Origin of the sequence: Bartonella propinqua, assembly GCF_047263965.1 — a bacterium.
Taxonomy (GTDB): Bacteria; Pseudomonadota; Alphaproteobacteria; order Rhizobiales; family Rhizobiaceae; genus Bartonella.
Genome location: NZ_JBLEBK010000005.1, coordinates 45295 through 69922, shown reverse-complemented (window position 1 = coordinate 69922; position 24628 = coordinate 45295). Strand labels below are relative to the sequence as shown.

Annotated in this window: 23 protein-coding genes; 15 read left to right on the top strand and 8 right to left on the bottom strand. The window is 36.9% G+C overall.

What is annotated here, in order from left to right; genetic code table 11:
• Positions 1-235 precede the first annotated feature (235 nt).
• The 3 genes from sfsA to radC are packed head-to-tail and all read left to right on the top strand — an operon-like array spanning position 236 to position 2587.
• Positions 236-952 carry a DNA/RNA nuclease SfsA gene (sfsA, locus tag ACMFKV_RS05005; protein WP_336288396.1) on the top strand — a complete coding sequence of 239 codons (717 nt, stop codon included), beginning with the start codon at positions 236-238 and terminating at the stop codon, positions 950-952.
• Complete coding sequence (gene map / locus ACMFKV_RS05000) at positions 945-1775, top strand: type I methionyl aminopeptidase (protein ID WP_336288395.1); 831 nt, start codon at positions 945-947, stop codon at positions 1773-1775. The genes sfsA and map overlap by 8 nt, the downstream gene beginning before the upstream one ends.
• A gap of 17 nt (positions 1776-1792) precedes the next feature.
• Complete coding sequence (gene radC, locus ACMFKV_RS04995; RefSeq protein WP_413154649.1) at positions 1793-2587, top strand: RadC family protein; 795 nt, start codon at positions 1793-1795, stop codon at positions 2585-2587.
• Positions 2588-2631: 44 nt separating this feature from the next.
• Here radC and ACMFKV_RS04990 read toward each other — a convergent pair whose 3' ends face one another.
• The 4 genes from ACMFKV_RS04990 to ACMFKV_RS04975 form a co-directional block, all read right to left on the bottom strand.
• Positions 2632-2844, bottom strand: coding sequence for a DUF3126 family protein (locus ACMFKV_RS04990; protein WP_336288406.1), 213 nt, complete (start codon positions 2842-2844; stop codon positions 2632-2634).
• A gap of 618 nt (positions 2845-3462) precedes the next feature.
• On the bottom strand, positions 3463-4236 hold the full coding sequence (locus tag ACMFKV_RS04985) for an alpha/beta fold hydrolase (RefSeq protein WP_413154648.1): 774 nt from the start codon (positions 4234-4236) through the stop codon (positions 3463-3465).
• Positions 4226-4750, bottom strand: coding sequence for a DUF192 domain-containing protein (locus ACMFKV_RS04980; RefSeq protein WP_336288392.1), 525 nt, complete (start codon positions 4748-4750; stop codon positions 4226-4228). Before ACMFKV_RS04980 ends, ACMFKV_RS04985 begins: the two co-directional genes overlap by 11 nt.
• Positions 4751-4854: 104 nt before the next feature.
• A complete protein-coding gene (locus ACMFKV_RS04975) occupies positions 4855-5430 on the bottom strand; it encodes a cold-shock protein (protein WP_413154681.1) in 576 nt (191 codons plus the stop codon).
• Positions 5431-5750: 320 nt separating this feature from the next.
• Here ACMFKV_RS04975 and ACMFKV_RS04970 point away from each other — a divergent pair, with 320 nt between their 5' ends.
• From ACMFKV_RS04970 to ACMFKV_RS04950, 5 genes are read left to right on the top strand one after another with little or no spacing between them, the layout of a single operon-like run.
• Positions 5751-6884, top strand: a complete 1134-nt coding sequence (locus tag ACMFKV_RS04970; protein WP_336288391.1) for an ABC transporter substrate-binding protein — start codon at positions 5751-5753, stop codon at positions 6882-6884.
• A 44-nt stretch (positions 6885-6928) separates the two neighbouring features.
• Complete coding sequence (locus tag ACMFKV_RS04965) at positions 6929-8005, top strand: branched-chain amino acid ABC transporter permease (RefSeq protein ID WP_336288390.1); 1077 nt, start codon at positions 6929-6931, stop codon at positions 8003-8005.
• Positions 8005-9063 carry a branched-chain amino acid ABC transporter permease gene (locus ACMFKV_RS04960; RefSeq protein ID WP_336288389.1) on the top strand — a complete coding sequence of 353 codons (1059 nt, stop codon included), beginning with the start codon at positions 8005-8007 and terminating at the stop codon, positions 9061-9063. Before ACMFKV_RS04965 ends, ACMFKV_RS04960 begins: the two co-directional genes overlap by 1 nt.
• Entirely contained in the window at positions 9060-9842 is a 783-nt protein-coding gene (locus tag ACMFKV_RS04955; protein ID WP_336288388.1) for an ABC transporter ATP-binding protein, read from the top strand. The genes ACMFKV_RS04960 and ACMFKV_RS04955 overlap by 4 nt, the downstream gene beginning before the upstream one ends.
• Positions 9829-10539 (top strand): ABC transporter ATP-binding protein, encoded by a 711-nt coding sequence (locus ACMFKV_RS04950; RefSeq protein WP_413154647.1) that lies wholly within the window; start codon positions 9829-9831, stop codon positions 10537-10539. Before ACMFKV_RS04955 ends, ACMFKV_RS04950 begins: the two co-directional genes overlap by 14 nt.
• A gap of 124 nt (positions 10540-10663) precedes the next feature.
• Here the strand turns inward: ACMFKV_RS04950 and gatA are convergent, their stop codons facing one another.
• On the bottom strand, positions 10664-12148 hold the full coding sequence (gene gatA, locus ACMFKV_RS04945; RefSeq protein ID WP_336288386.1) for an Asp-tRNA(Asn)/Glu-tRNA(Gln) amidotransferase subunit GatA: 1485 nt from the start codon (positions 12146-12148) through the stop codon (positions 10664-10666).
• Between the two features lie 31 nt (positions 12149-12179).
• Positions 12180-12467, bottom strand: a complete 288-nt coding sequence (gene gatC, locus ACMFKV_RS04940; protein WP_336288385.1) for an Asp-tRNA(Asn)/Glu-tRNA(Gln) amidotransferase subunit GatC — start codon at positions 12465-12467, stop codon at positions 12180-12182.
• A gap of 145 nt (positions 12468-12612) precedes the next feature.
• Here gatC and ruvX point away from each other — a divergent pair, with 145 nt between their 5' ends.
• Positions 12613-13092 (top strand): Holliday junction resolvase RuvX, encoded by a 480-nt coding sequence (ruvX, locus tag ACMFKV_RS04935; RefSeq protein WP_413154646.1) that lies wholly within the window; start codon positions 12613-12615, stop codon positions 13090-13092.
• Here ruvX and ACMFKV_RS04930 read toward each other — a convergent pair.
• Complete coding sequence (locus tag ACMFKV_RS04930; RefSeq protein ID WP_413154644.1) at positions 13077-14705, bottom strand: acyl-CoA dehydrogenase family protein; 1629 nt, start codon at positions 14703-14705, stop codon at positions 13077-13079. The two genes, ruvX and ACMFKV_RS04930, sit on opposite strands and share 16 nt — an antisense overlap.
• 128 nt (positions 14706-14833) lie before the next feature.
• On the opposite strand from ACMFKV_RS04930, the gene ACMFKV_RS04925 reads away from it, so the two are divergent.
• Genes ACMFKV_RS04925 through dprA form a run of 4 tightly spaced genes read left to right on the top strand, consistent with a single transcriptional unit; the run spans position 14834 to position 18924 of the window.
• A complete protein-coding gene (locus ACMFKV_RS04925; RefSeq protein WP_413154643.1) occupies positions 14834-15799 on the top strand; it encodes an aspartate carbamoyltransferase catalytic subunit in 966 nt (321 codons plus the stop codon).
• Positions 15796-17094, top strand: a complete 1299-nt coding sequence (locus ACMFKV_RS04920) for a dihydroorotase (RefSeq protein WP_413154642.1) — start codon at positions 15796-15798, stop codon at positions 17092-17094. The genes ACMFKV_RS04925 and ACMFKV_RS04920 overlap by 4 nt, the downstream gene beginning before the upstream one ends.
• Positions 17095-17102: 8 nt before the next feature.
• Positions 17103-17738: a glycerol-3-phosphate 1-O-acyltransferase PlsY gene (gene plsY / locus ACMFKV_RS04915; RefSeq protein ID WP_336288380.1), complete on the top strand. Its 636-nt coding sequence runs from the start codon at positions 17103-17105 to the stop codon at positions 17736-17738.
• The gene (gene dprA / locus ACMFKV_RS04910; protein ID WP_413154641.1) at positions 17695-18924 is read left to right on the top strand and encodes a DNA-processing protein DprA; all 1230 of its coding nucleotides are present in this window, start codon (positions 17695-17697) and stop codon (positions 18922-18924) included. Before plsY ends, dprA begins: the two co-directional genes overlap by 44 nt.
• Here the strand turns inward: dprA and ACMFKV_RS04905 are convergent.
• On the bottom strand, positions 18854-19060 hold the full coding sequence (locus ACMFKV_RS04905; protein ID WP_332061069.1) for a hypothetical protein: 207 nt from the start codon (positions 19058-19060) through the stop codon (positions 18854-18856). The genes dprA and ACMFKV_RS04905 overlap by 71 nt on opposite strands.
• A 255-nt stretch (positions 19061-19315) precedes the next feature.
• On the opposite strand from ACMFKV_RS04905, the gene topA reads away from it, so the two are divergent.
• Entirely contained in the window at positions 19316-21877 is a 2562-nt protein-coding gene (topA, locus tag ACMFKV_RS04900; protein WP_413154640.1) for a type I DNA topoisomerase, read from the top strand.
• A 3-nt stretch (positions 21878-21880) separates the two neighbouring features.
• Positions 21881-24127, top strand: a complete 2247-nt coding sequence (gene rnr / locus ACMFKV_RS04895) for a ribonuclease R (protein ID WP_336288377.1) — start codon at positions 21881-21883, stop codon at positions 24125-24127.
• The last annotated feature ends 501 nt before the right edge of the window (positions 24128-24628 follow it).

Sequence of the window (24628 nt, the reverse complement as noted above, 5' to 3'; positions counted from 1 at the left end):
TAAAAAATAACCTTTTTATTCAAAACTTACGAGTTAATTAACAACTTTAAAAGAATTTTAAATGGCTCCAAAAATTTAACAGTAGATTATGAAAACAAAAATTAAATTCTGTTTTATAGCGCTCATGTAAATTATATAGTGTTTTTTGCATCAATACAGCCTTGCTTGACACATTATAACAATTACGGATTATACTCCGAGTTGAATTATTAAAACATACATTCTAAAAAAGAACATGCTTTTTGTCCCAAAACTTTTTCCTGCAAAACTTGTTCGTCGCTATAAACGCTTTCTTGCCGATGTTAAATGGGACGATCAACGTATTTTTACCGTTTCAGTTCCCAATACAGGATCAATGCTTGGATTAACAATCCCCAATTCTAATGTTTGGCTTTCATATAACAATAATTCTAAACGAAAATACGCATATCAATTAGAAATTGTTGAAGCAAATAATACTTTGGTTGGTATCAATACGACTTTACCCAACAAACTTGCATTAGAAGCAATTCAAAATAACCTATTACCAGAATTTAGCAAATATACAACAATTCTGAAGGAACAGTACTATGGGACACAATCACGTATTGACTTTCTCCTGCGTGACAATATCCTCCCTGACTGTTATCTAGAAGTTAAAAATGTTCACTTCATGCGTCAAAAAGGATTAGCGGAGTTCCCTGATACCGAAACAAAACGCGGCACACGTCATCTTGATGAACTCATAAAAATCGTGCAACAAGGAAAACGAGCCGCTATGCTTTATATGATTCAACGGGAAGATTGTTCAGCTTTTAAAGTTTGTTATGATCTTGATCCCATCTATGGATGTAAATTTGATTTGGCGCTAAAATCGGGGGTAGAATTTTATGCTGTAAAATGTCACGTAAGTATAGAAGGTATCTTTCCGATTCATAGAGTAGAAATAGAAAATAGAAAAAACAATGGTTGATTATATCGAATATAATAAAATGCCTTTAAAATCTAATGGGCAAATCCGTATTTTTGATGATCACGCTTTTGCTAAAATGCGTGAAGTTGGTCGTATTGCTGCTGAATGCCTTGATGCACTTATCGATATTATTAAGCCTGGAGTTACTACACAAGAAATTGATGATTTTGTGTTTACTTTTGGCGCAGAACACGGAGCTCTCCCTGCTGACCTAAATTATCATGGATATAGCCACTCATGCTGTACATCCATCAATCACGTTGTTTGCCATGGTATTCCTAATAAAAGACCTTTGCAAGAAGGTGATATTGTTAATGTTGATGTTACTTTTATTCTTGATGGTTGGCATGGAGATTCAAGTCGCATGTATCCCGTTGGAAAAATTAAACGTGCAGCAGAACGCTTACTAGAAATAACGCACGAAAGTCTTATGAAAGGAATTGCCGCGGTTAAACCAGGAGCTACGACAGGTGATATTGGTGCAGCCATTCAACACTATGCAGAATCTGAACGATGTTCAATTGTGAGAGATTTCTGTGGGCATGGGATTGGTCAACTTTTTCATGATGCACCTAATATTTTACATTATGGAACCCCTAAAGAAGGAATAGAACTTAGACCAGGTATGATGTTTACAATCGAGCCCATGGTCAATCTTGGTAAACCACAAGTAAAGATTTTATCTGATGGCTGGACTGCGGTTACACGCGATCGATCTCTTACCGCACAGTATGAACATACAATTGGCGTAACAAATGAAGGGTGCGAAATATTTACTCAATCTCCTAAAAACATTTTTTATATTCCAAATTCATATGCCTAAAGAAATACAGAAATGTCATGGATAAAAAATTAAATAAAAAGGGAGACGAACAAAGTAATCACTTTGCAGTAACATCAAATTCTTCACCTACCCCAACCACAGAAAAGAAAAGTGAAAAGATTCAGAAAAAATCACAAACACCCGAACATTATCAAGGACATCGTGAACGTCTTCGTAAGCGTTATTTAAAAACAAAAGGAGATGCAATTGAAGATTATGAATATCTTGAATTGTTGCTTTTTCGTACTATCCCCCGAGCAAACACAAAGCCAATAGCAAAAAATCTAATAGCACATTTTGGCTCATTAGCTGACGTATTATGTGCTGATATTCACCGACTTCAAGAAGTTCACGGATGTGGTCCAGCAACTGCACTTGATTTAAAAATTATTTCAGATATTGCTGGACGTCTTGCTCGCGCAGAATTATTTAAACGCGATATTTTTTCATCATGGGATAAAGTATTAGCCTACTGTAAAGCTGTCATGGCTCACGAAACACGTGAACAATTTCGTGTCTTATTTCTTGATAAGAAAAATGGTTTACTTTCTGATGAAATACAACAAACTGGTACCATCGATCACACTCCTGTCTATCCTCGTGAAGTAATTTCTCGAGCTCTAGAACTATCTGCATCAGGACTTATTTTAGTTCACAATCACCCCTCTGGTGACGCTTCACCGTCTCATGCAGATATATCGATGACACATAGACTTAAAGACGCAGCCAATGCTCTAGGAATCACTGTTCATGACCACCTTATCATTGGACGCAACAGCCATACGAGCTTTAAAGCATTAAAACTCATATGAAGCTGCTGGATAAAGAAAAATTTTATTCAATTATTCATGATACATCAATGTCCTAAATCAATATCTAATATGGCCATTGAAAAATTGTATGATAACTCATCTTCATCTTCATCTCGATAGATAACACCTAAAAACTCATCCCCAATATACACTTCACAAGAATCATCCTTTTTAAGCCGTGCTTTTACCTGCAATGCTGAATTTTGGAATGTGTTTTTAAAATAACTATCAAGTTTTTTTATTTCATCAGCATTCACCATGCTCTCCTATTTTTTGAGATTATTAAATTAATTTCTCGTCGGCAAATAAGGCACTCTTACGATTCTGTAAAGATAATCAACATTCTCACTTTTCGATTATATGACTTATATTCAAAGCAAAATTACCTTCACACTTTCGTTGAATGCCCTTTACTAAAAAAGTCCATAATATTTGACTACTCCCGTATAGATTTTAAAATAAAAAAACAGGTAGCAAATCATAAACCTTTAATATTTTTATCCCCACTTTTAGTTCCATACTCATAAGCATATTTTGATAAAAACTTCGAATATCAACCACTATAATTTTTATCTAAAATAAAATTATATAAAATAAAAACATTGCTCTCTACCACAGCTATTTTGTTTATCATAAAATCTTATTGGATAATTGAAAACAATCCTTTTTTGATCACTGTGCAAAATACACTAGCTTAACACATGAAAGAAAACCGTTCTTATAAAAATAAGCTCATTAGATTTTTTATCGCTGCCTTTCTTCAACTTCTATATTAAATTTACGCCATCACATCCAAGACTTTAAATAAATTTTTTATCTTACTCAAAATAAAAAATATTAAATTTCTTTATGAACCTTTAAAAATGTAAGTAATTTTAAACAATAGGATAACGAGAAAGAAAATCGATAACGCCTTTTTTATAGACTTTATCTCCCACAGCAAGCATATGATCTCGATTAGGAATTATGAGCGATTCACCATGAGGCAATAAAGCTGCCAGTGGTTCTGCTTCACCGCCAATTTCATCTAATGAGCCAACAGCAACGAGTGCAGGTTGTTTAATTTTATAAACTTCTGATGCTGTTAATTCCTGTTTTGACGTGATGACACAAGCTGCCAGAGCGTGTTTATCACTTTTAGTTTGATCTGCAAATTTACGAAACATCAAACCACGCTGATCAGTAATAGTAGAAATGTTTTCTGCTAAAAGAGCCTCAGCAACAGGTTTCCAATCCCCTGCTCCTGTTATCATACCAATACCTAAACCACCAAAAATAACACTATGTACATATGTTGGATATAAAAGAGCCATAAATGCACTAATTCTAGCTCCCATAGAATATCCCATAACATGAGCTCGAGATAATTTTAAATGTTGCAGCAATCTCACCGCATCGCCAGCCATAGCTTGAGGCGTATAAAAAGAAGGATCATAACTTTTATCTGAATCTCCATGTCCGCGATTATCAAGAGCAATAACCCGATATCCCGCTTTTGTGAGAGCACAAAACCAACCCGTCGCATACCAATTTACACGTGCTGAAGATCCAAAACCATGAATCAATAAAACAGGAACTCCCTGTCCTTCTTCTCGGTAAGCAAAACGCAAACCATCATATTCAAAAAAATGTACATCTTCAGCTATCATTTTTATTACTTTCACATTCACCACAAATAGCAGGATGAATAACACGTTGTCCCTTTTGTATTTTTCTTTCAGAAACTTCCCCTGCATTAACTTCAATAACAAAAGTTGCAGGCACCCTTGATGAAATTGTATCCGTTGAAAATGGAGTAGTTTTCTCAACAATCGAAACAATCACGCCCTCAGCATTTAAAAAAATCATATCCAAGGATAAAGGTGTATTTGCCATCCACATTAAAATTTCCTGTTTATCCTTTAACTTATGAGTAGATTGGACTTTAAAGAGCATTGCACGATCGCGCGGAAAATCAGTACGATACATCAAGCCAGCTTCTAACTGAGACGGTGTAGAAGCAACTTCTACCTTGTAATAAACAGAATCATGCTCTGTTTGTATTTCTAAAGGAATTGGATGAACAGAAATCTCTATGGGTTTTTGTGCAACAGTAGAGCTGGTTTCAAACATAAAAAACAGCACCAATTGAATGATTTTTTTTCTTTTAAAAAACTTCAACATTTTCGTATTTACTATCAAAATTGTTTAGTTTTATTACATAAAATAAAAAAACTAGAGCTTTAAAATGAAATCAAAATTAAATAGGTTACCTTCTATATCGAAACCTAATGCGTAGCAAACGCAACCCCTATGTCTGGATAAATCTCCGCTGTCATCAAGCCCTTCTCTCCTTTACCAAAACGTATAAGAACAACTTGGCCAGAACGAAGTTCAGCTAAACCAAAACGACGCAATGTTTCCATATGAATAAAAATATCCTCTGTTCCCTGCCCTCTGCTAAGAAAACCGAATCCTTTTTCGCGATTAAACCATTTAACGATTGCACGCTCTAAACCACTCTCAGGAGTAACAACGACATGGGTACGTACTGGAAGCTCTGATGGATGAGTAGCCGATGAACAATCTACGGATTTCACTTGAACACACTTTAATCCTCGTTCAGTTTTTTCCACAGCACAAACAATTTTAGCCCCTTCCAAAGCTGTTTGAAAACCATCTCTACGCATCACCGTAACATGCAATAATATATCAGGGTATCTAGGCAAATCTGGTACAATAAACCCATACCCTTTACTCCCATCAAACCATTTAATGACACCACTAATTTCAACAATTTCACCACAAGCACTTAAACTGTCCTCGGACAGGAAATGATCTTTTAATGTATCCTTACTTGCCATAATAAAACGTGATCCTGTTAGGTCTAAAGTACACGACATTGATTCTTCTGTGTTAAGTAAACATCGCTCTTGCATTAAGACGCAAGCCCCAAGATAAGATTTCCCCACATTGTAGTATTTCTTGTGTTTAACGTTTGATCCATAGACTGAATATCTACAATAACATTTGATCATATGCTCCACATATCTTACAAAAAGACAACACAAAAAGTTTTTCACATACAAAAGGTTTTTTACACAATGATATTTCATGATATGCAACTTGCATGATAAAGGTGTTCAATATAAAGTGTGAAAACTGCAACTAAGGGAGGCACATAATGCAGTTGAGGAAAATTTTTGCCATAATCGCTACGGGAATGGTATTCGTAGCAAGTGCTTATGCGAGTGAACCTATTAAAATCGGCGTTTTTCTTCCACTTAGTGGTCAAAATGCGTTTGGAGGTCAGCTTGAAATTAGGGGCATACAGCTAGCACATAAAAAAGTTCCGGAAATATTGGGGCGTAAAGTTGAACTTATTGTTATTGATAATAAATCTGACAAGGTAGAAGCTGCCAATGCTGTTATGCGTTTAACTGCTAGTGAAAAAGTAAATGGGATCATAGGCAGTTATGGCTCTTCATTGTCATTGGCTGGTGGGGAAATATCTGAAAAAGCAAAGACTCCGACTATTGCAACATCCTCAACAAGTCCGCTTGTTACGCAAGGAAGAAAATATTACTTCCGCACTTGCTTTATTGATTCTTACCAAGGTATAGGGGCTGCCACTTATGCAGCTCAAACTTTACACGCAAAAAAAGCAGCTATACTTAAAGATATATCAAGCGATTATGCTATTGGTCTTGCAAATTATTTCACTCGTTTTTTTAAAAAATTGGGTGGTGAAGTTATCTCAAATCTAAACTATAATTCTGGAGATCAGGATTTTTCAGCTGTTCTCACGCAGATTATAGCACAAAATCCTGATATTTTATTTATTCCATCCTATTTTTCTGAAGGCGCCATCATCATGAAACAAGCGCGTGAATTGGGTGCAAAGTTTCGAATCATGGGTGGTGATGCTATGGATAATCCAGAAACTATTACAATCGCAGGAACATCTGCAGAAGGATTCTTACATACGACACTCCCCTACAGTGAGGATATGCCTAATATGTCAGTAGCTGCACAAGAATTTACAAATGAATGGAAAGCAGCTTACCCTGATAAAGAGCCAAATATCAATTCTGTCTTAGGATATACAAGCTATATGATGTTCATGAAAGCTATTGAAAATGCGGGGAGCGCTGATCGCGAAAAAATCACTATAGAACTTAGCAAATTAAAGGATTTTCAAACTCCTTTTGGCAATATGTCTATGGATGCAAACCATAATCCTCAAATTTCTATCGGTATAATTGAGATAAAAGATGGAAAACGTGTCTATTTAGATGAAGTTCAACCTGCTCTTTAAAAAATCATAAAATCTGTATTAATCAAAAAGCGGAAGGATAAGAGATGAGCACTGAAATGTTCATCCAGTACTTTTTTAATGCACTGGCGTTGGGATCGCTTTACGGGCTTATCGCAATTGGTTACACCATGGTCTATGGTATCCTGAGATTAATTAATTTTGCTCACGGCGATATTTTTATGCTGGGAGCATATTTCGTTTTCTTTTCCACAGTCAGCTTTATGCCTGCGTGGCTCGCTGTTCTTTTAGTGTTCGTGGCTATTTTCATTTACTACTCTGTATTTATAGGATTTAAAGAACGACCCAAAATTTATTGGGTTGTTGCTTTTTCTATTCTTGCTTTGGGGTTCATTTACTATTTTAAAATTGCTCCACAAGACTTTACACCAATTTGGATATTAGCTATCTGTTTTTCGGTTTTTATTACAAGTGCAGTGGGTATTACCGTTGACCAATTTGCTTATAGACCTCTACGTTATGCTCCACGTATCTCAGCGCTGATTGGTGCAATAGGAGTTTCCTTTTTTATTGAAAATCTTGCGACTGTACTCTTTAGTGGTGTTCCCAAAGGTGTGAAACAACTAGATTTTCTTGTAACACCGATTCTGTGGCATTTAGGAAAAAATTCAGATGTAGTGATCAGAATCGCTCCTATGTCCCTTATTGTTCCCATTATTTCGTTTATTCTTATTGCTTTGTTGCTATGGATTATCAATAAAACAAAACCTGGTCTTGCTATGCGTGCAATTTCATACGATATTGAAACTACTCGTTTAATGGGTGTTTCTGTTAATAAAGTCATTGCGTTCACATTTTGTATGGGTTCAGCACTTGCTGCTGTTGCAGGAATTATGTGGGCTTTACGCTATCCTCAAATTCAACCTTATATGGGCGTTCTTCCAGGGCTCAAGGCGTTTATTGCTGCTGTTATTGGAGGCATTGGCTCAATTCCAGGAGCAATGTTGGGTGGTTTATTATTAGGGTTTATTGAAATTATGATTGTTGCGTTCTTTCCTGCTCTGTCTGGATATCGAGATGCTTTCGCTTTTATTTTATTGATTTTGATTTTATTAGTAATGCCCACTGGATTAATGGGTAAGAAAAGCCAGGAGAAAATCTGATGGCAAAATCAGCGAGAATTTTTTTATCGTGTGTCAGTATTTTTCTTCTTATCGGTTTCTTATTTTATGCTGAGAATTACTTTAATGATTATACAATTCGTATCATCAATCTTATTGCTATCAACGCGATATTAGCGATTTCACTTAATTTAATCTATGGTTTCACGGGGATGTTTTCTCTTGGACATGCTGGCTTTATGGCTATTGGTGCTTATATATGTGCAATTTTACTCCTCTCTCCTGAACAAAAAGAGATGATGTGGATTCTCGAGCCTATAGTTGAGCCATTGCATTATCTGCAATTACCGTTTTTTGCAGCCGTTGTTGTAAGTGGTCTGTGTGCAGCAGTTGTAGGTTTATTGATTGCTCTGCCTATATTACGCCTTGGTGGCGACTACCTTGGAATTGCAACATTAGGTTTTGCAGAAATTATTCGCATTGTTATTACCAATGCCACATCCTTAACAAATGGTTCACTAGGAATTAAGGGGATCCCTCAAAGTGCCACATTATGGTGGAATTATGGTTGGTTAGCATTTACAGTTATCTTTATGCTTCTCTTACTACGAAGTAACACTGGTAATGTACTGCATGCTATTCGTGATGACGAAGTTGCCGCAAAAACAATGGGTGTTAATGCTTTTTTTTACCGTAGTTTTTCTTTTACGGTTGGTGCATTTTTTGCAGGTGTTGGAGGAGCGCTGATGGCTGCCCTCATCTCAACTATCGATCCTAAAATGTTTAATTTTCTTTTAACCTTTAATATTTTAATGATTGTTGTTGCTGGTGGTCTTGGTTCAATTACAGGAAGCATTGTTGGTAGCATTATTATCACCGTCATGCTTGAATGGCTTCGTATTATTGAAAGTCCGATTGATTTAGGCTTTTTGTATATTCCAGGAATACCAGGACTTCGTATGGTTGTTTTTTCTCTTTTGTTGTTATTTATTATTCTATTTTGGCGAAAAGGATTGTTGGAGCAACGTGAATTTTCATGGAATTGGATTTATTGCTTCTTAACACGAAAGAAGCTCTCTAATACCGAGGGAAATCTATGAACAACATTATTCTTTCACTCGACAATATCGTTATGCGTTTTGGCGGATTGGTTGCTGTAAATAACATTAATATGGCTATCAAAAAGGGAACAATTACTGGATTAATTGGTCCAAACGGTGCTGGAAAAACTACTGTTTTTAATATGATTTCGGGATTTTATGCACCCACAAGTGGAACAATTATTTTTGATGGGAATAAAGTTTCTGGCTCTTCTCCACATACGATATGTAAACGCCATATTGCACGAACATTTCAAAATATTCGTCTTTTTTCAGGGTTAACGGTCTTGCAAAATGTTATGGTGGGGGCACATGTCCGTCAAAAATACCCATGGTTTGCTTCAGCTTTGTTATGGCCAAAAGCAATTAAAGAAAAAAATGAAATTTGTAAAAACTCAATGGCGCTTCTCGAACAACTGCAGCTTGATCACCTTGCTAATCAGCGAGCAGCAACCTTGCCTTATGGTGTACAACGGCGTCTAGAAATTGCACGTGCTCTAGCAACAAAACCTAAATTGCTTCTTCTTGACGAACCTGCGGCAGGCATGAACCCACAAGAAAGCGAAGATCTTAGAAAATTCATAGCAAAAATACAAAAAGAATTTGATCTTACAATTTTACTAATTGAACATGATATGAAAGTTGTGATGGGACTCTGCCAATATATTTGGGTTTTAGAATATGGCTGTTGCATTGCCAATGGTACACCAACAGAAATTCGCAGCAACCCTAAAGTTATTGAGGCTTATCTTGGCGGAGATGTCTATGAATATTCTTGAAATTAAAAACCTTCACGTTCATTATGGTGCCATTAAAGCTATTCAAGACCTTTCTATGTCTATAAAAAATGGCAGCATAGTAACTTTAATTGGCGCCAATGGAGCAGGAAAAAGTAGCATTGTAAACTCTATTACAGGAATTAATCGATCTGTTTACGGAGAAATCATATATAAAGGTGAGTCAATTATTAAAAAATCACCAGAAGAGATTTTGCGACTGGGTATCGCTTTGAGTCCTGAAGGACGACGTATCATGCCCCATCTAACTGTTTTAGAGAATCTTCGTCTAGGAGCTTATATTCGTCATGATAAATTGGGAGTTGCCCGTGATATCGAATGGATATTTGATCTGTTTCCACGTCTACGTGAAAGAGCTAGGCAATTAGGAGGAACAATGTCAGGTGGTGAGCAACAAATGCTTGCTGTAGGTCGTGCACTTATGAGTAATCCTGACATGGTAATATTGGATGAGCCATCTTTGGGATTAGCACCGCTTCTTGTACAGGAAATTTTTTCAATTATTCAAAAAATTAATGATATGGGAAAAACAATTCTTCTTATTGAACAAAATGCGTTTGCAGCACTTTCTATTGCAAATTATGCTTATATTTTAGAGGTAGGACATGTTTTATTCCACGGAAAAGGTAAGGATATGATTTCTGATCCTCGTGTTAAAGAAGCATACCTGGGTGGTTAAAAACAACAATACAAATAGTTAAGAATCTATAACGACCTCTTTAAGAGTTATTCTTTTGCGTTAATAAAAGTATCGTTTGTGTTAAGAATAACTCTTTTTTTGAAGAAGAGCTTTTTGTTATTTATTACCCCCACCATTTTTTAGCATTAAACATTCCAGCTGCTTGTTCTATAATATGAGCTATCTGGAAAATTACTTCCTCAGCAAAGGGTTTACCAATTAACTGTAGCCCTAGCGGTAAACCATTTTCTGATAGACCCGCAGGAACAGAGATGCCTGGTAAACCTGCCATATTAACTGGTACAGTAAAAATATCATTGTGATACATCGCCACAGTATCATTTTTTATTTTTTCATCAGCAATGCCAAAAGCTGAGATCGGTGTTGCAGGTGTGAGAATAGCATCAACACCAGAAGCAAAACATTGATCAAAATCACGCTTCACCAATGTTCTTACTTTTTGGGCTTTAATATAATAGGCATCATAATAACCTGATGAAAGAACATAAGTGCCAATCAAAATACGTCGTTTTACCTCATTCCCAAAACCAGCAGAACGCGTATTTTCATACATTTCAATAATATCTTTTCCTGATATACGCAGACCAAACCGGACACCATCATAGCGCGCTAAATTAGAAGATGCCTCAGCAGGAGCCACAATATAATAAGCAGGTAAAGCATATTTTGTATGAGGTAAGGAAATATCGCATATCTCAGCCCCTGCTTCTTTTAGCCAGTTCATACCTTTTTGCCAAAGTGCGATAATTTCAGCAGACATCCCTTCAAGATGGTACTCTTTTGGAACACCAATTTTTATTCCTTTAATTGATTGACCAATATAATTTTCATAATCAGGCACTGGTATATTAACTGAAGTAGAATCTTTCTCATCAAAGGAAGCCATTGATTTAAGTAAAATAGCACAATCGCGAACATTTCGTCCAATAGGACCTGCCTGATCAAGTGATGAAGCAAAAGCTACAATCCCCCAACGCGAACACCGTCCATAAGTTGGTTTCATCCCTACAGTTCCAGTGAATGCTGCTGGCTGGCGGATTGATCCACCTGTATCTGTTGCCGTTGCACCTGCACAAAGCCGCGCTGCAACAGCAGCCGCAGACCCTCCTGAAGAGCCACCAGGGACAAGTTTTTCATTAGAATCTTTTTTTTGCCATGGATTAATAGCTGGACCATAATATGATGTTTCGTTAGAGGATCCCATAGCAAACTCATCCATATTAAGCTTACCTAACATAACCGCTCCATCCTTCCATAAATTAGCGGTTACAGTTGATTCATACTGTGGCTTAAAGCCATCAAGAATACGTGAACAAGCTTGAGTATGAACACCTTGCGTAGCAAAAAGATCCTTAATTCCCAATGGGATTCCCTCTAAAATACCCCCCTGTCCTCTTGCTAAGCGGTTATCTGATTCGTTAGCCATTTTTATTGCTCTATCAGCCTCTATCGCAACATAAGCATTTAAAGTCGGATTGGCCAATTCAATCGCTTTTAAATAAGCTTCTGTTAATTCTATCGCTTTGAAGTCTTTTTTTGTAAGAGCGTCACGGGCTTGTGCAATTGTTAGGGTTGTTAAATCGGTCATATTGATTCTCAAATTTTTAAAATATAAAAAATTACTCGACAACTTTTGGAACAAGAAAGAAATTTTCTTCCGTAACAGGCGCATTCGCTACGATATCTGTCGCTTTATTTCCATCTGTGACACTATCTTCACGCATTCGCAAAGCCATTGGCATCACTGATGTTAATGGCTCAACCTCACTAACATCAACTTCATTAAGTTGCTCTACAAAATTTAAAATAACATTGAGCCCTTGTGACATATGCTCTGCTTCATCATCGTGGATAGCAATACGTGCTAAATGTGCCACCCGCTTGACTGTTTCTTTATCAACAGACATATTATGCCTTTCTGCTTTTTTATTTTGATATTCATTTACTATTTTGGCTATACAGGGCTACGTTTGTAAGCGCAAGAATATTGATATCTCGAATAGAAATATAGTACAAACCTTAAAATATTAAAAAACTTAATTATAAGATCACATGGCTGTTATCAATATAGATGAAGTTATTACACATCTTTTGCCCAAGCAAACGATAGCAGGATTAGATTTAGGCACAAAAACTATCGGAATTGCAATTTCTGATATGAGTTTGACTTTCTCAAATCCACGTGCTGTCCTTCAACGCAAAAAATTTACGCTAGATGCTCACGAACTTGTACAAATTTTCAACAATGAAAACGTGGGAGTTGCCATCATTGGTTTACCTCTCAACATGAATGGTAGCAGCGGCTCTCGTGCTCAAGCAACTAAGACTTTTGTCAGCAATATGGCAAAACATACAAAAGTCCCATTTATTTTTTGGGATGAACGTTTATCAACAGTTGCCGCACAACGTTACCTTCTTGAAATGGATGTATCACGCAATAAGCGAGCGACCCGCATTGATTCTGCAGCAGCTGCTTTTATATTACAAGGTGCTCTCAACAGAATCAAAAGCCTCCATCAGATAGAAGGGTAAAGGACATTTAACAAATGCCCTGCATTATATCGTGCAATTAACATGCCATAGGAAATTCTCCATTGTCCACCAAGACGGCTTTCCATATAGGCATTTGCAACATGCTCTATATCTACATAACGCAACGACGCAGCTGCAGCTGCATACGCTACTTGCTCAACAAAAAATCTACCCGCTCCCTCATTTGTTGATGCCATATTTACAGCAGACTTGATAATCTCAATTGCACGCGGTCCTGCTGGTCCAATATCAACAGCAATTTTTTCTAACAATTTTTGGAACAATCCAGGTGCTTTTTCAGCTATGAGAATTGCATCCTTTACCAATTGATTAGCAGAACTATTTCTAACAATCCGCGCTGGTCCATTACACAACATTTGCGATAATGGATTACCCTCTACAAAACTTTCTATGCCAAGTTGTGCAATAATTTCACCAATAATGGGAACGACTAATTGGCTCACATGATAAGCAATAATAGGCGTCATAATTCGTGCAAAAGCTGCTTCAGAGCGGTCATTTGCAGCATTATCAAATGCTCGCGCTAAACGAAAAACCAATGCTTGCGAAGCAGCAATATCAAGTGCAATATCTGCAAAAATACGTTCTGTTAACGGTGGTAAAGGCTGGTTTGGCATTTTTTTCCGAAAAAAATCTATGCCAAATTGAAGTGCTGCCCGCAAAATACCTGCTGATATCACAGATTGATCGAAACGCATCATAGTTTCTATATCTTTAATAACCTTAACACCCTCTCCAGCATTCCCCAAAAGCCAACCACAACTGCCTTGAAAATCAACAACACCTTCTGGCGTTGAATTTTCTCCAGAACGTTGCATTAAATTACGGATCGATATGATACCATTTAGTGCACCATTTTCTTGCACACGTGGGATTAAAAAGCAGCTCAAGTTACCTTCTAGCTCTGCGCTTACAAGGTATCCATCAACTACAGGATTAATAACATTCGTTTTGACGACATTTAAGCGATACAGATCACGCCCCATTTTTTCATCAAAAGAAATTTTCTGGGCACTTGGAAAATTGAAAAAATGTTTTTCGCTTTTTTCAATATTATCAAAAGCACAGGTAAGCGAAGCTGCCATTTTATCATTAATAGGCTTAGATGATAAATCATATTCACGCGATAAGAGAACATTTTGCCATTTTTTAAATAGCTCAATATCACTAATTAATACTGCAATAGCTGCACTTGTTATAACAACTTCATTCAAATGCCCTGTTTCTAAACTGGCAGATAAAGCTAAACGGATAGCACGTGCTTGATAGCGCACTCCACTTTCTGAGGTCGTATTTTCCCAAAGTGAAGTAACCAAACCAGCTTGTCTGGAGTATCGTTGAAGCGCTTGATAAGAAGAGTGTATCTCCAATTGTTCTATTGGTTGTCCCCATTCATCATTATAGCGCAATACTGGCCGATAATGATTTGCCAAATAAGAAAGATCCTTTGCTTCATGGCTAGCCACAAAATCTCCCATTTCTTCAAAACTTGCTAATAAAAACTTAGGCAAAGTAGAAGCAATACGAAACATAAGCGTATCACTAAGAAACGCATTTTTGCGGCGGGAATTTTGTGCAGACACAGCACTCATCATCATATTCCTATTATTCAAATCATTCACATCATAGACTATTTGTCGTTTTGCAGTTAAAGAATACTTATCATATTTAAACAAATAGTTTTTTAATCTCTATTAGCAGAGAGAGAGAAAAGAATGCTATGACTCAAAATACTTTTTTTCCCATTTTCCCCTACCAACATCTTTTAGGTATTAAAGGTCTAAGTATACAGGATCTTACCGCATTGCTTGACCGTGCAAATGCGAATATTAATTTTTCAAAAAAAATTGATAAAAAAAAATCTACATTATACGGATATACTCAAATTAATCTTTTCTTTGAAGCTTCCACGAGAACTCAATCCTCGTTTGAATTAGCTGGTAAACGGTTGGGAGCAGATGTAATGAGCATAGCCATTGGCAATTCATCTGTAAAAAAAGGAGAAACATTGGTTGATACAGCTACAACTCTTAATGCAATGAAGCCAGATATACTGGTGATTCGTCATAGTTGTGCTGGAGCAGCTGCTCTGTTAGCCCAAAAAGTTGATTGTTGTGTCATTAATGCAGGTGATGGTGCACATGAACATCCAACACAAGCTTTATTAGATGCCCTGACTATTAAGAAAACCAAAGGCCGTATAGAAGGATTAACTGTTGCAATTTGCGGTGATATTTTGCATTCACGTGTCGCGCGCTCCAATATCCTTAGTCTTAATACATTAGGGGCACGTGTTCGCGTTATCGCTCCTTCAACACTTTTACCCGCAGGAATAGAAAATATGAGCGTCGAGGTTTTTAATACAATGAAAGAAGGCCTTAAAGGTGCTGACGTCATCATGATGCTACGCTTACAACATGAGCGTATGACAGGTTCCTTTATTCCCTCTATTCGTGAATATTTTCATTATTTTGGTTTACATAAAAAAAACTTAGCCTACGCTAAAAGCGACTGCATTATTCTGCATCCTGGTCCAATAAACCGTGGTATAGAAATCGCATCTGATGTAGCAGATGGACCACAAAGCATGATTCAAACACAAGTAGAGATGGGAGTCGCTGTGCGAATGGCCGTCATAGAAGCTTTATTGGACTCACGCCTTAACGGAAGTGGAAAGAAAAAATGACAAAGCCAATAGTTTTTCAAAACGCTCGTGTTATTGATCCTTCGCGCGCAATCGATGAAATCGGCACAGTTATTATTGAAAATGGATTCATTACAGCCGCTGGGAAAGAAGCTTTAAATCAGGGAGCTCCCAAAGATGCAGAGATCATTAATGCACAAAACAAAGCAATTTTACCTGGACTTGTTGATGCTCGCGTCTTTGTTGGAGGATCGGCAAATGAATATCGTGAAACAATCCCATCAGCAAGTCAATCTGCAGCAGCAGGCGGTATTACTTCCTTCTTGATGCTGCCAGACACGCATCCAATTATCGATAATGTAGCGCTTGTTCAATTCATTACGCATACAGTACAGGAAATGTCATCGGTCAATATTTACCCTATTGCTGCTATCACTCAAGGTTTTAATGGACAAGAAATAACCGAATTCGGTCTTCTAAAAGATGCAGGGGCAGTTGCCTTTAGTGAAGGAAAAAAAACACTGCAAAGTTCATCTGTTATGCAACGTGCAATGACTTATGCGTGTGATTTTGACATCACATTGATGCACGAAACACAAGACAAGGATCTTACAGGACAAGGCGTTATGAATGAAGGTCTGCTAGCAAGCTGGCTTGGTCTTTCTGGAATACCTCGCGAAGCAGAAGTTATCCCACTTGAAAGAGATTTACGACTGGCAGCATTGACACAAGCACGCTATCATGCTGCGCAAATATCTACAGCTATGTCTGCTGATGCTATTCGTCTAGGGAAGCAACGCAATGCAAAAATTTCCGCTGGTGTATCTATTAATCACTTGTCTCTTAACGAAAATGATATTGGTGAATATCGTACCTCTTTCCGTCTCATGCCCCCATTGCGTACTGAAGAAGATCGTATAGCAATGATTGAAGCCATAAAAGATGGAACGATAGATATTATCGTTTCTTCTCATGATCCTCAGAATATTGATACAAAAAATTTACCATTTAGTGATGCATCGGCAGGCGCTATTGGCATGGAAACTTTACTAAGCGCAGCTTTACGCCTTTATCACAATAATGCTATCTCTTTGCTACGATTAACTGAACTTTTGTCAACAGCACCAGCAAGACTCTTTGGCCTTAATGCAGGAACACTCAAAAAAGGTGCTCATGCAGACCTTATTGTAGTTGATCTTGATGAGCCATGGGTAGTGTCCACAGATAAGTTGTATTCACGTTCAAAAAATACACCTTTTGAAAATGCCCGCTTTCAGGGACGTGTTCTCCAAACCTTTGTTAAAGGACAACCAGTTTTTAAACTTAATCAACAATAGGATTTTTCATGAATGTACTAGAAACACCTTTTCAGCTCTATACATTATTTATCTTTCTTATGTCCTATCTCATCGGATCTATCCCATTTGGACTGCTTTTTACACGATTAGCCAAGCTTGGTGATGTGAGAAAAATTGGTTCTGGAAATATTGGAGCTACAAATGTTTTACGAATGGGAAATAAAAAAGTTGCTGCTCTTACTCTTCTTTGCGATATATTAAAAGGGACTCTTGTTGTTCTTGTTGTAAAGTTTTTAAATTACTCTACAGAAAATAATATCATTATTATTTTAGCTGGTTTTTTCGCTTTTTTGGGACATCTTTTCCCAATATGGCTTAAATTTAAAGGTGGGAAAGGCATCGCTACCTATCTTGGTGTATGCTTAGGATTTTATTGGCCAGCAGCAATTGTTTTTATTATTGTGTGGATGGCATTTTTTTTATTTACTCGTTACTCTTCATTATCCGCGCTCATTGCCGTTATTATCACTCCAATATTTGTTTATTTTTTCTATCCTTATCTCTATGCTTATTATATGTTGATTGTGATGAGTATATTCGTAATTATAAAACATTACGAAAATATCGGTAGATTATTAGTTGGGAAAGAAAGCAAGATTGGTACTCAAAACGGGGATAAATAAAGGAATTTTGCTCACAGATCGTCAACGTCTAAACTGGTTACGGTTGTTGCGGAGTGAAAATATTGGAGCAGTTAGTTTTCGCAATTTAATTGATCATTATAAAACAGCAGAAAATGCTCTAGAAGCTCTTCCTGAGCTTAGTAAAAAAGGCGGTCTTACTACATCTATTCGAATAGCAACACTAGAAGATGCTGAAAAAGAAATGCAAAAAGCCGAACGATTAGGTATTCGGTTTGTCGGTATGGGAGAACCAGATTATCCAGCCTTTCTTAAGGTAACGGAAGCGTCACCACCACTTGTTGCTATAAAAGGCAACTTTTCGGTCTTTCAGAAACCTTCTGTTGGAATTGTGGGCTCTCGAAATGCTTCAGCAGCTGGCAAAAAACTCACCGCTCAATTTGCTCATTTTCTTGGTAATGCTGACTTTACAGTTATTTCTGGATTAGCTCGTGGAATTGATAGCATTGCTCATCAAGCAAGTTTGTTAACAGGCACAGTTGCAGTTATGGCTGGTGGAATTGATCACATTTATCCTCCTGAAAACAAAAAATTATATGAAGATATTATTGCCAACGGTGGAGCAATTATCAGCGAAATGCCCATTTCTTGGAAGCCTCGCGCTATCGATTTCCCAAGAAGAAACCGTATTATTGCAGGTTTATCACTTGGTCTCTTGGTTGTAGAAGCTGCCATGCGATCAGGATCTCTCATTACAGCGCGCCAAGCTACCGAACTGGGACGACTGATTTTCGCCCTTCCTGGTTCCCCACTCGATCCAAGATCAGTTGGTACAAACAACCTTATCAAAGACGGCGCCTTGCTTACCACGCATCCCTCTGACATCGTAGAAACACTTACACCCCTCATCCCAAATACCGTTAACCCCCAGCTTAATCTTTTCGAGGAATCAAGCTCTCTTTTTGAGCAAGAAAATTTAAGCTCAACGAATGTAACGAATGACAAAATCGCTCCCCTCGAGAACACTGCGGAACGCGCAGCCGTTCTCTCTGCCCTCTCGACAACCCCAATCGACTTAGACACGCTCAGTACACATTCAGGCGTTTCATTGCAAAACCTTTACCTCTTGCTGGTTGAACTCGATCTTGCTGGCAAGCTTATTCGACACTCTGGTGGTTATGTGTCATTGTCGAGTTCGGATCTTCCCCAAGAGTTTCAGCGCTGTTAAGAATACTTTGCCCCTCTTTGGCTACCATATCCAAAAGTAATGCTAAAAGCGGACTACGAGCTTGACGCGCCATTTGGTTCATTTGTTGTGACATATCTGTAATATATTGGATAACTTTTAAATGATTTATAAACATAATCTTCTATCCTTGAGTATTCTCCCCCACCTCTCAATAGACGTTATCTTTGTCTTTCGCCGTATTCTTTTGTATTAACTGCTGTATTAGCTGTGGAAAATAAATCTTACAGTTCTATATAGGGTGTATTTTAATAATAACAATCAAAAGTTGTATAATATAATGTTTTTTATGTGCTCTTAACCAATTGCCATTAGCTATTCCTGCGAAAGGAGTTTATAAAAAGAATTTTTATTTCAACATTCGGGTAAAATTATGAATATCGTTATCGTTGAATCTCCAGCTAAAGCAAAAACAATTAATAAATATCTTGGATCTCAATATAAAGTAGTCGCATCATTTGGCCATGTCCGTGATTTGTCTGCAAAAGATGGTTCCGTTTTACCTGATCAAGACTTTGCGATGAAATGGGATATCAATACTGCCGCGGCTAAACGTTTAAATGAAATAGCAAAAGCAGTCAAAGAAGCTGATAGCCTCATCTTAGCAACAGACCCTGATCGCGAAGGAGAAGCCATTTCATGGCATATTTTGGATGTTCTTCATCAGAAAAAAGTTTTAAATGATAAACCCATTAAACGGGTTGTATTTAATGCCATCACTAAAAAATCTGTGCTCGATGCTATGAATAATCCGCGTGATATTGATATATCGCTCGTAGATGCCTACCTCGCACGGCGCGCTCTCGATTATCTTGTTGGCTTTACACTCTCACCCGTTTTATGGCGCAAACTCCCTGGTGCTCGCTCAGCTGGTCGCGTACAATCGGTTGCCTTGCGTATTATTTGTGATCGTGAATCAGAAATAGAACATTTTATTAAAGAAGATTATTGGTCTATTACAACATGCTTAAAAACTATTCGAGATGACGGTTTTCGTGCAAAATTAACAATGTTTAATCAAAAAAAGATTGGAAAACTTGATATTCAATCTCAAGAACAAGCAAATCAGATTCGCTTTATGTTGGAGGAAGCAGAGTATCGTACATTAAATGTTGAAGCAAAACCCACAAAAAGAAATCCTTTCCCTCCATTTACGACATCTACTTTACAACAAGCTGCTTCTTCAAAACTAGGTTTTTCAGCTTCTCGCACTATGCAAATTGCTCAAAAACTTTATGAAGGCATTGAAATTGACGGTGAGATGGCAGGGCTTATTACTTATATGCGTACCGATGGTGTGCAAATAGCACCAGAAGCAATTGATTCAGCACGAAAAGTGATTCATGAAACCTTTGGTAATAGTTATATTCCTGAAAAGCCACGCTTTTATTCATCAAAAGCAAAAAACGCACAAGAAGCACATGAAGCTATCCGTCCCACGGATTTTCAGCGTACCCCTAATCAAGTAAGCAGTTTTCTCGATAATGATCAAGCAAAGCTCTATGAATTGATATGGAAACGAGCTATTGCTAGTCAAATGTGTTCTGCTGAAATTGAACGTACAACTGTCGAAATTGAAGCACTGCAAGGAAAAAATCACGCAAATTTACGCGCAACAGGCTCCGTTATTCGTTTTGATGGTTTTCTTTCTGTCTACACCGATCAACGAGATGAAGAAAATAATGAAGAAAATGAATCAACACGTCTGCCACAAATAAATACTGGCGAAACACTTACAAAAGAAAAGGTTGAAGCTGTACAACATACCACAGAACCACCTCCCCGTTATTCTGAAGCTTCATTAATTAAAAAGCTTGAAGAACTAGGAATTGGTCGCCCCTCAACCTATGCATCCACATTAGCCACACTTTGTGATCGTGGATATATTGTGATTGATAAACGAAAGCTTACCCCTGATGCTAAAGGGCGTATCGTTACAGCCTTTCTTGAAAATTTCTTTAATCGTTATGTAGAATACGGTTTTACAGCAGATCTTGAAGAAAAATTGGATCTTATATCGGATGGAAAACTTTCTTGGAAAGATGTTCTACAAGATTTCTGGGATGAGTTTAATGCATCTATTACCAATATACAAGAATTACGTATAACAAATGTTCTTGATGTTTTAAATGTAACATTAGCACCTCTTGCATTTCCTATTCGTGAAGATGGCAGTGATGTCCGTTCTTGTCCTCTTTGTACAAATGGACAGTTATCATTAAAATTAGGCCGGTATGGTGCATTTGTTGGTTGTTCCAATTATCCCAGTTGCAAATATACACGCCAACTTGGCACAGATACAGGAAAAGAAAATGAAGCTATGCACAATGATGAACCTGTTGTGCTTGGTGTCGACCCTAAAACAGAAAAAGATATCTCTCTTCGTAATGGTCGCTTTGGACCATATATTCAACTTGGTGAAGGCAAAGAGGCTAAACGCGCAGGATTACCAAAAGAATGGCAAGCAGAAAATATGACTCTTGATAAAGCTTTGGCTTTAATATCTTTACCTCGTGAAATTGGAATTCATCCTGAAACAGGCAAAATCATCACAGCCACAATTGGACGATATGGCCCTTACCTTTCCCACGATGGAAAATACGCTCCCCTTCTACACGCAGATGAAATTTTTGATATTGGTATCAATCGTGCTGTTACTGTGCTTGCAGAAAAACAAGACAATAAAACAAAGAGGAGCAAAACCACAACTGCAGCACTTGCTACATTAGGAGATCACCCAGATGGAGGGGCTGTTACCGTGCGCAATGGACGTTATGGCCCATATGTTAATTGGGGTAAAATTAATGTAACATTGTCAAAAGATAAAGATCCAATTAATGTGACACTTTCAGAAGCATTAGAACTTATATCGGCTAAAGCGTCTGGTAAAAAAACAACTTCCCCAAAAGCCCCTTCCAAAACGAAAGAGACATAAATTTTGGCTACAGGCGAAAAAAAAACAAAATATTTTCAATTTTTGAATATGGAGCAGCTGCCCGATAAAGAAGAGATTTTGACTTTTATTAAGGATAATCCTGATCAATCAAGCAAACGTGAAATCGCTAAAGCTTTTAACTTAAAAGGTGATGCACGCATCTGGTTAAGGGATATATTGCGTGATTTGAAAAATTATAATTTAATACCAAAACGCCATAAAAAGGCAATAAATAAGGAAAAATTGCCGCCGGTTGCTTTAGCGAAAATTAGCGCACGCGATGAAGACGGAAGTTTTATTGCACAACCTCTTGAATGGAAAAATGATCTAAAACCAAATATTGAAATATTCCCTTCTCATCGGATAAAAGGAACAAGCATTGGTATTGGAGATCATGTTCTTGTAAAAGTTTTTCAAAACAAAGTTTCTCAAAACATCCCCTATACAGGACGAATTATTCGTAAAATTGACGTACCTCAAAAGAGTGCACTCGGCATAATAAGAAAATTAGAAAATGGTCAATGGCGACTTGAGCCTATAGAACGCAAAATTAGCGAACTGATCGTTGATACATCTTCAGAAATTAAGATGGAATCTGGTGATCTTGTTGAAGTTGAAATTAAAAACAGTACTGGTTATGGACTGAAAAGTGCAAAAATAAAGAATGTTTTAGGACACATTGATAGTGAAAAAGCATTTTCAATGATTGCTCTTCTTTCGAGAGGAATTCCTTATATTTTTCCTGAAGATGTTCTTGAGCAAGTAAAAAACGCAAAACCTGCCAGCATAGATAATCGTGAAGATTGGAGACATTTACCGCTTGTTACAATTGATCCACCAGATGCAAAAGATCATGATGATGCAGTTTATGCAACAAATGATGAAGACCCTGCAAATAGTGACGGTTGGATTATCATCGTCGCAATTGCAGATGTTTCTCACTATGTTAAATCAGGAAGCGCTTTAGATAGAGAAGCATTAAAACGGGGGAATTCTGTTTATTTTCCTAATTACGTCGTACCAATGCTTCCAGAGCGCATTTCTAATAATTTATGTTCTTTGCGCGAAGGAAAAGATAGACCAGCATTAGCGGTTCGTATGGTTTTTGATGCAAATGGGAATAAACAAAAACATAGTTTTCACCGTATTATGATGCGTGTAGTAGCCAAATTATCTTATCAAGAAGTACAATCAGCAGTCGATGGAAATATAAATGAAAAAATGCTACCTCTTCTCGAAAACGTTTTACAGCCATTATGGAAGGCTTATGGTACTCTCAAAACTGCACGTAATCGTCGACAGCCGCTAGAATTAGAAATAGCTGAAAAAAAGATTATTCTTAATCAAAATGGATCGCTTAAAGATGTCGTGATAGAAACACACTTAGAGGCGCATCGCTTAATTGAAGAATTTATGATACAAGCTAATATTGCAGCTTCTGAAACATTAAAAGAACATAATCAGCCCCTCATCTATCGAATTCACGATAAACCTTCTCTTGCAAAACAAGAAATATTGCGAAATTTTCTCCATAGTTTAGGGATATCACTTTCTCGAGGAGCAGAACTGACATCAGCACGTCTTAATGGCATTTTAGCAAAAGTCACGAATACTCAACAACAAGAATTGGTCAACCAAGTTATTTTGCGCTCACAATCTCAAGCTGAGTATAATCCAAAAAATATTGGCCATTTTGGTTTAAATTTGCATAATTATACACACTTTACATCACCAATTCGTCGTTATGCTGACCTAATTATTCATCGAGCACTCATTAAAGCTTTAAAACTAGGGAATGACCAATTAGTGGACGCACAAGAAAAAAATCTTACAGAAATTGCCACACAAATTTCTTTATATGAGCGTCGTGCAATGATGGCTGAAAGAGAAACTATTGACCGGCTTGTCGCGCAATATTTAACAAATAAAATCGGTCATACTTTCACAGGTCGCATTTCTGGAGTTACAAAAGCAGGTCTTTTTATCTCGCTAGACAAATTAAACACAGATGGCTTTGTACATATTTCTACACTAAAAAATGATTATTATCATTTTGATGAAGCAAAATATATCCTTATAGGAAAGCGTAGCCATAAAGGTTATCAACTAAGTGATATAGTAGAAGTAAAACTTATAAAAGTGCAGCCTTTTGCTGGCGCTTTATGCTTTGAAATATTAACAGAACCTCGTCCAATCGCTTTTTCATCTGCATCACACCATAAAACAAAATTGAAAACAAAAAAACGATAATTTTTATAGAATAAATAAAGTAAAAATAAACAAATGATAATAAAAATAAAGAATTTTTACTATATTATACAGTTAATAATTAATGAAATTATATAAATAATAAGGTATAAATTCTTTAAATTTATAATTATTTTTTATTGTTAATATTTGTATTTTAATTTTTATTAAAATAAACTTTAAAGTAATTAGATATTAAATAAATTAAAAGAATCTATAATGAATAAATTTATTTTTAATAGCGCTACCGACTATTGCAAAACAATTGCAAAAAATTGCCACAATTATTATAATCCATCTTTTTGGTTAGATTGTCTTATGCTTACACTATTGCCAAAATAATATTGCTCAGGTGTAAGCATATAGGTGACTCTGAAATATTTCGGCTTCCTAGACGCCTATTTTCTCTAAGCAATACGGATTTGATCACTTTTTAATTCATATTAGAAGTTCCTCATGACCATTACATTTACTTTTCAACACTTTAAATCAACAATTACACAC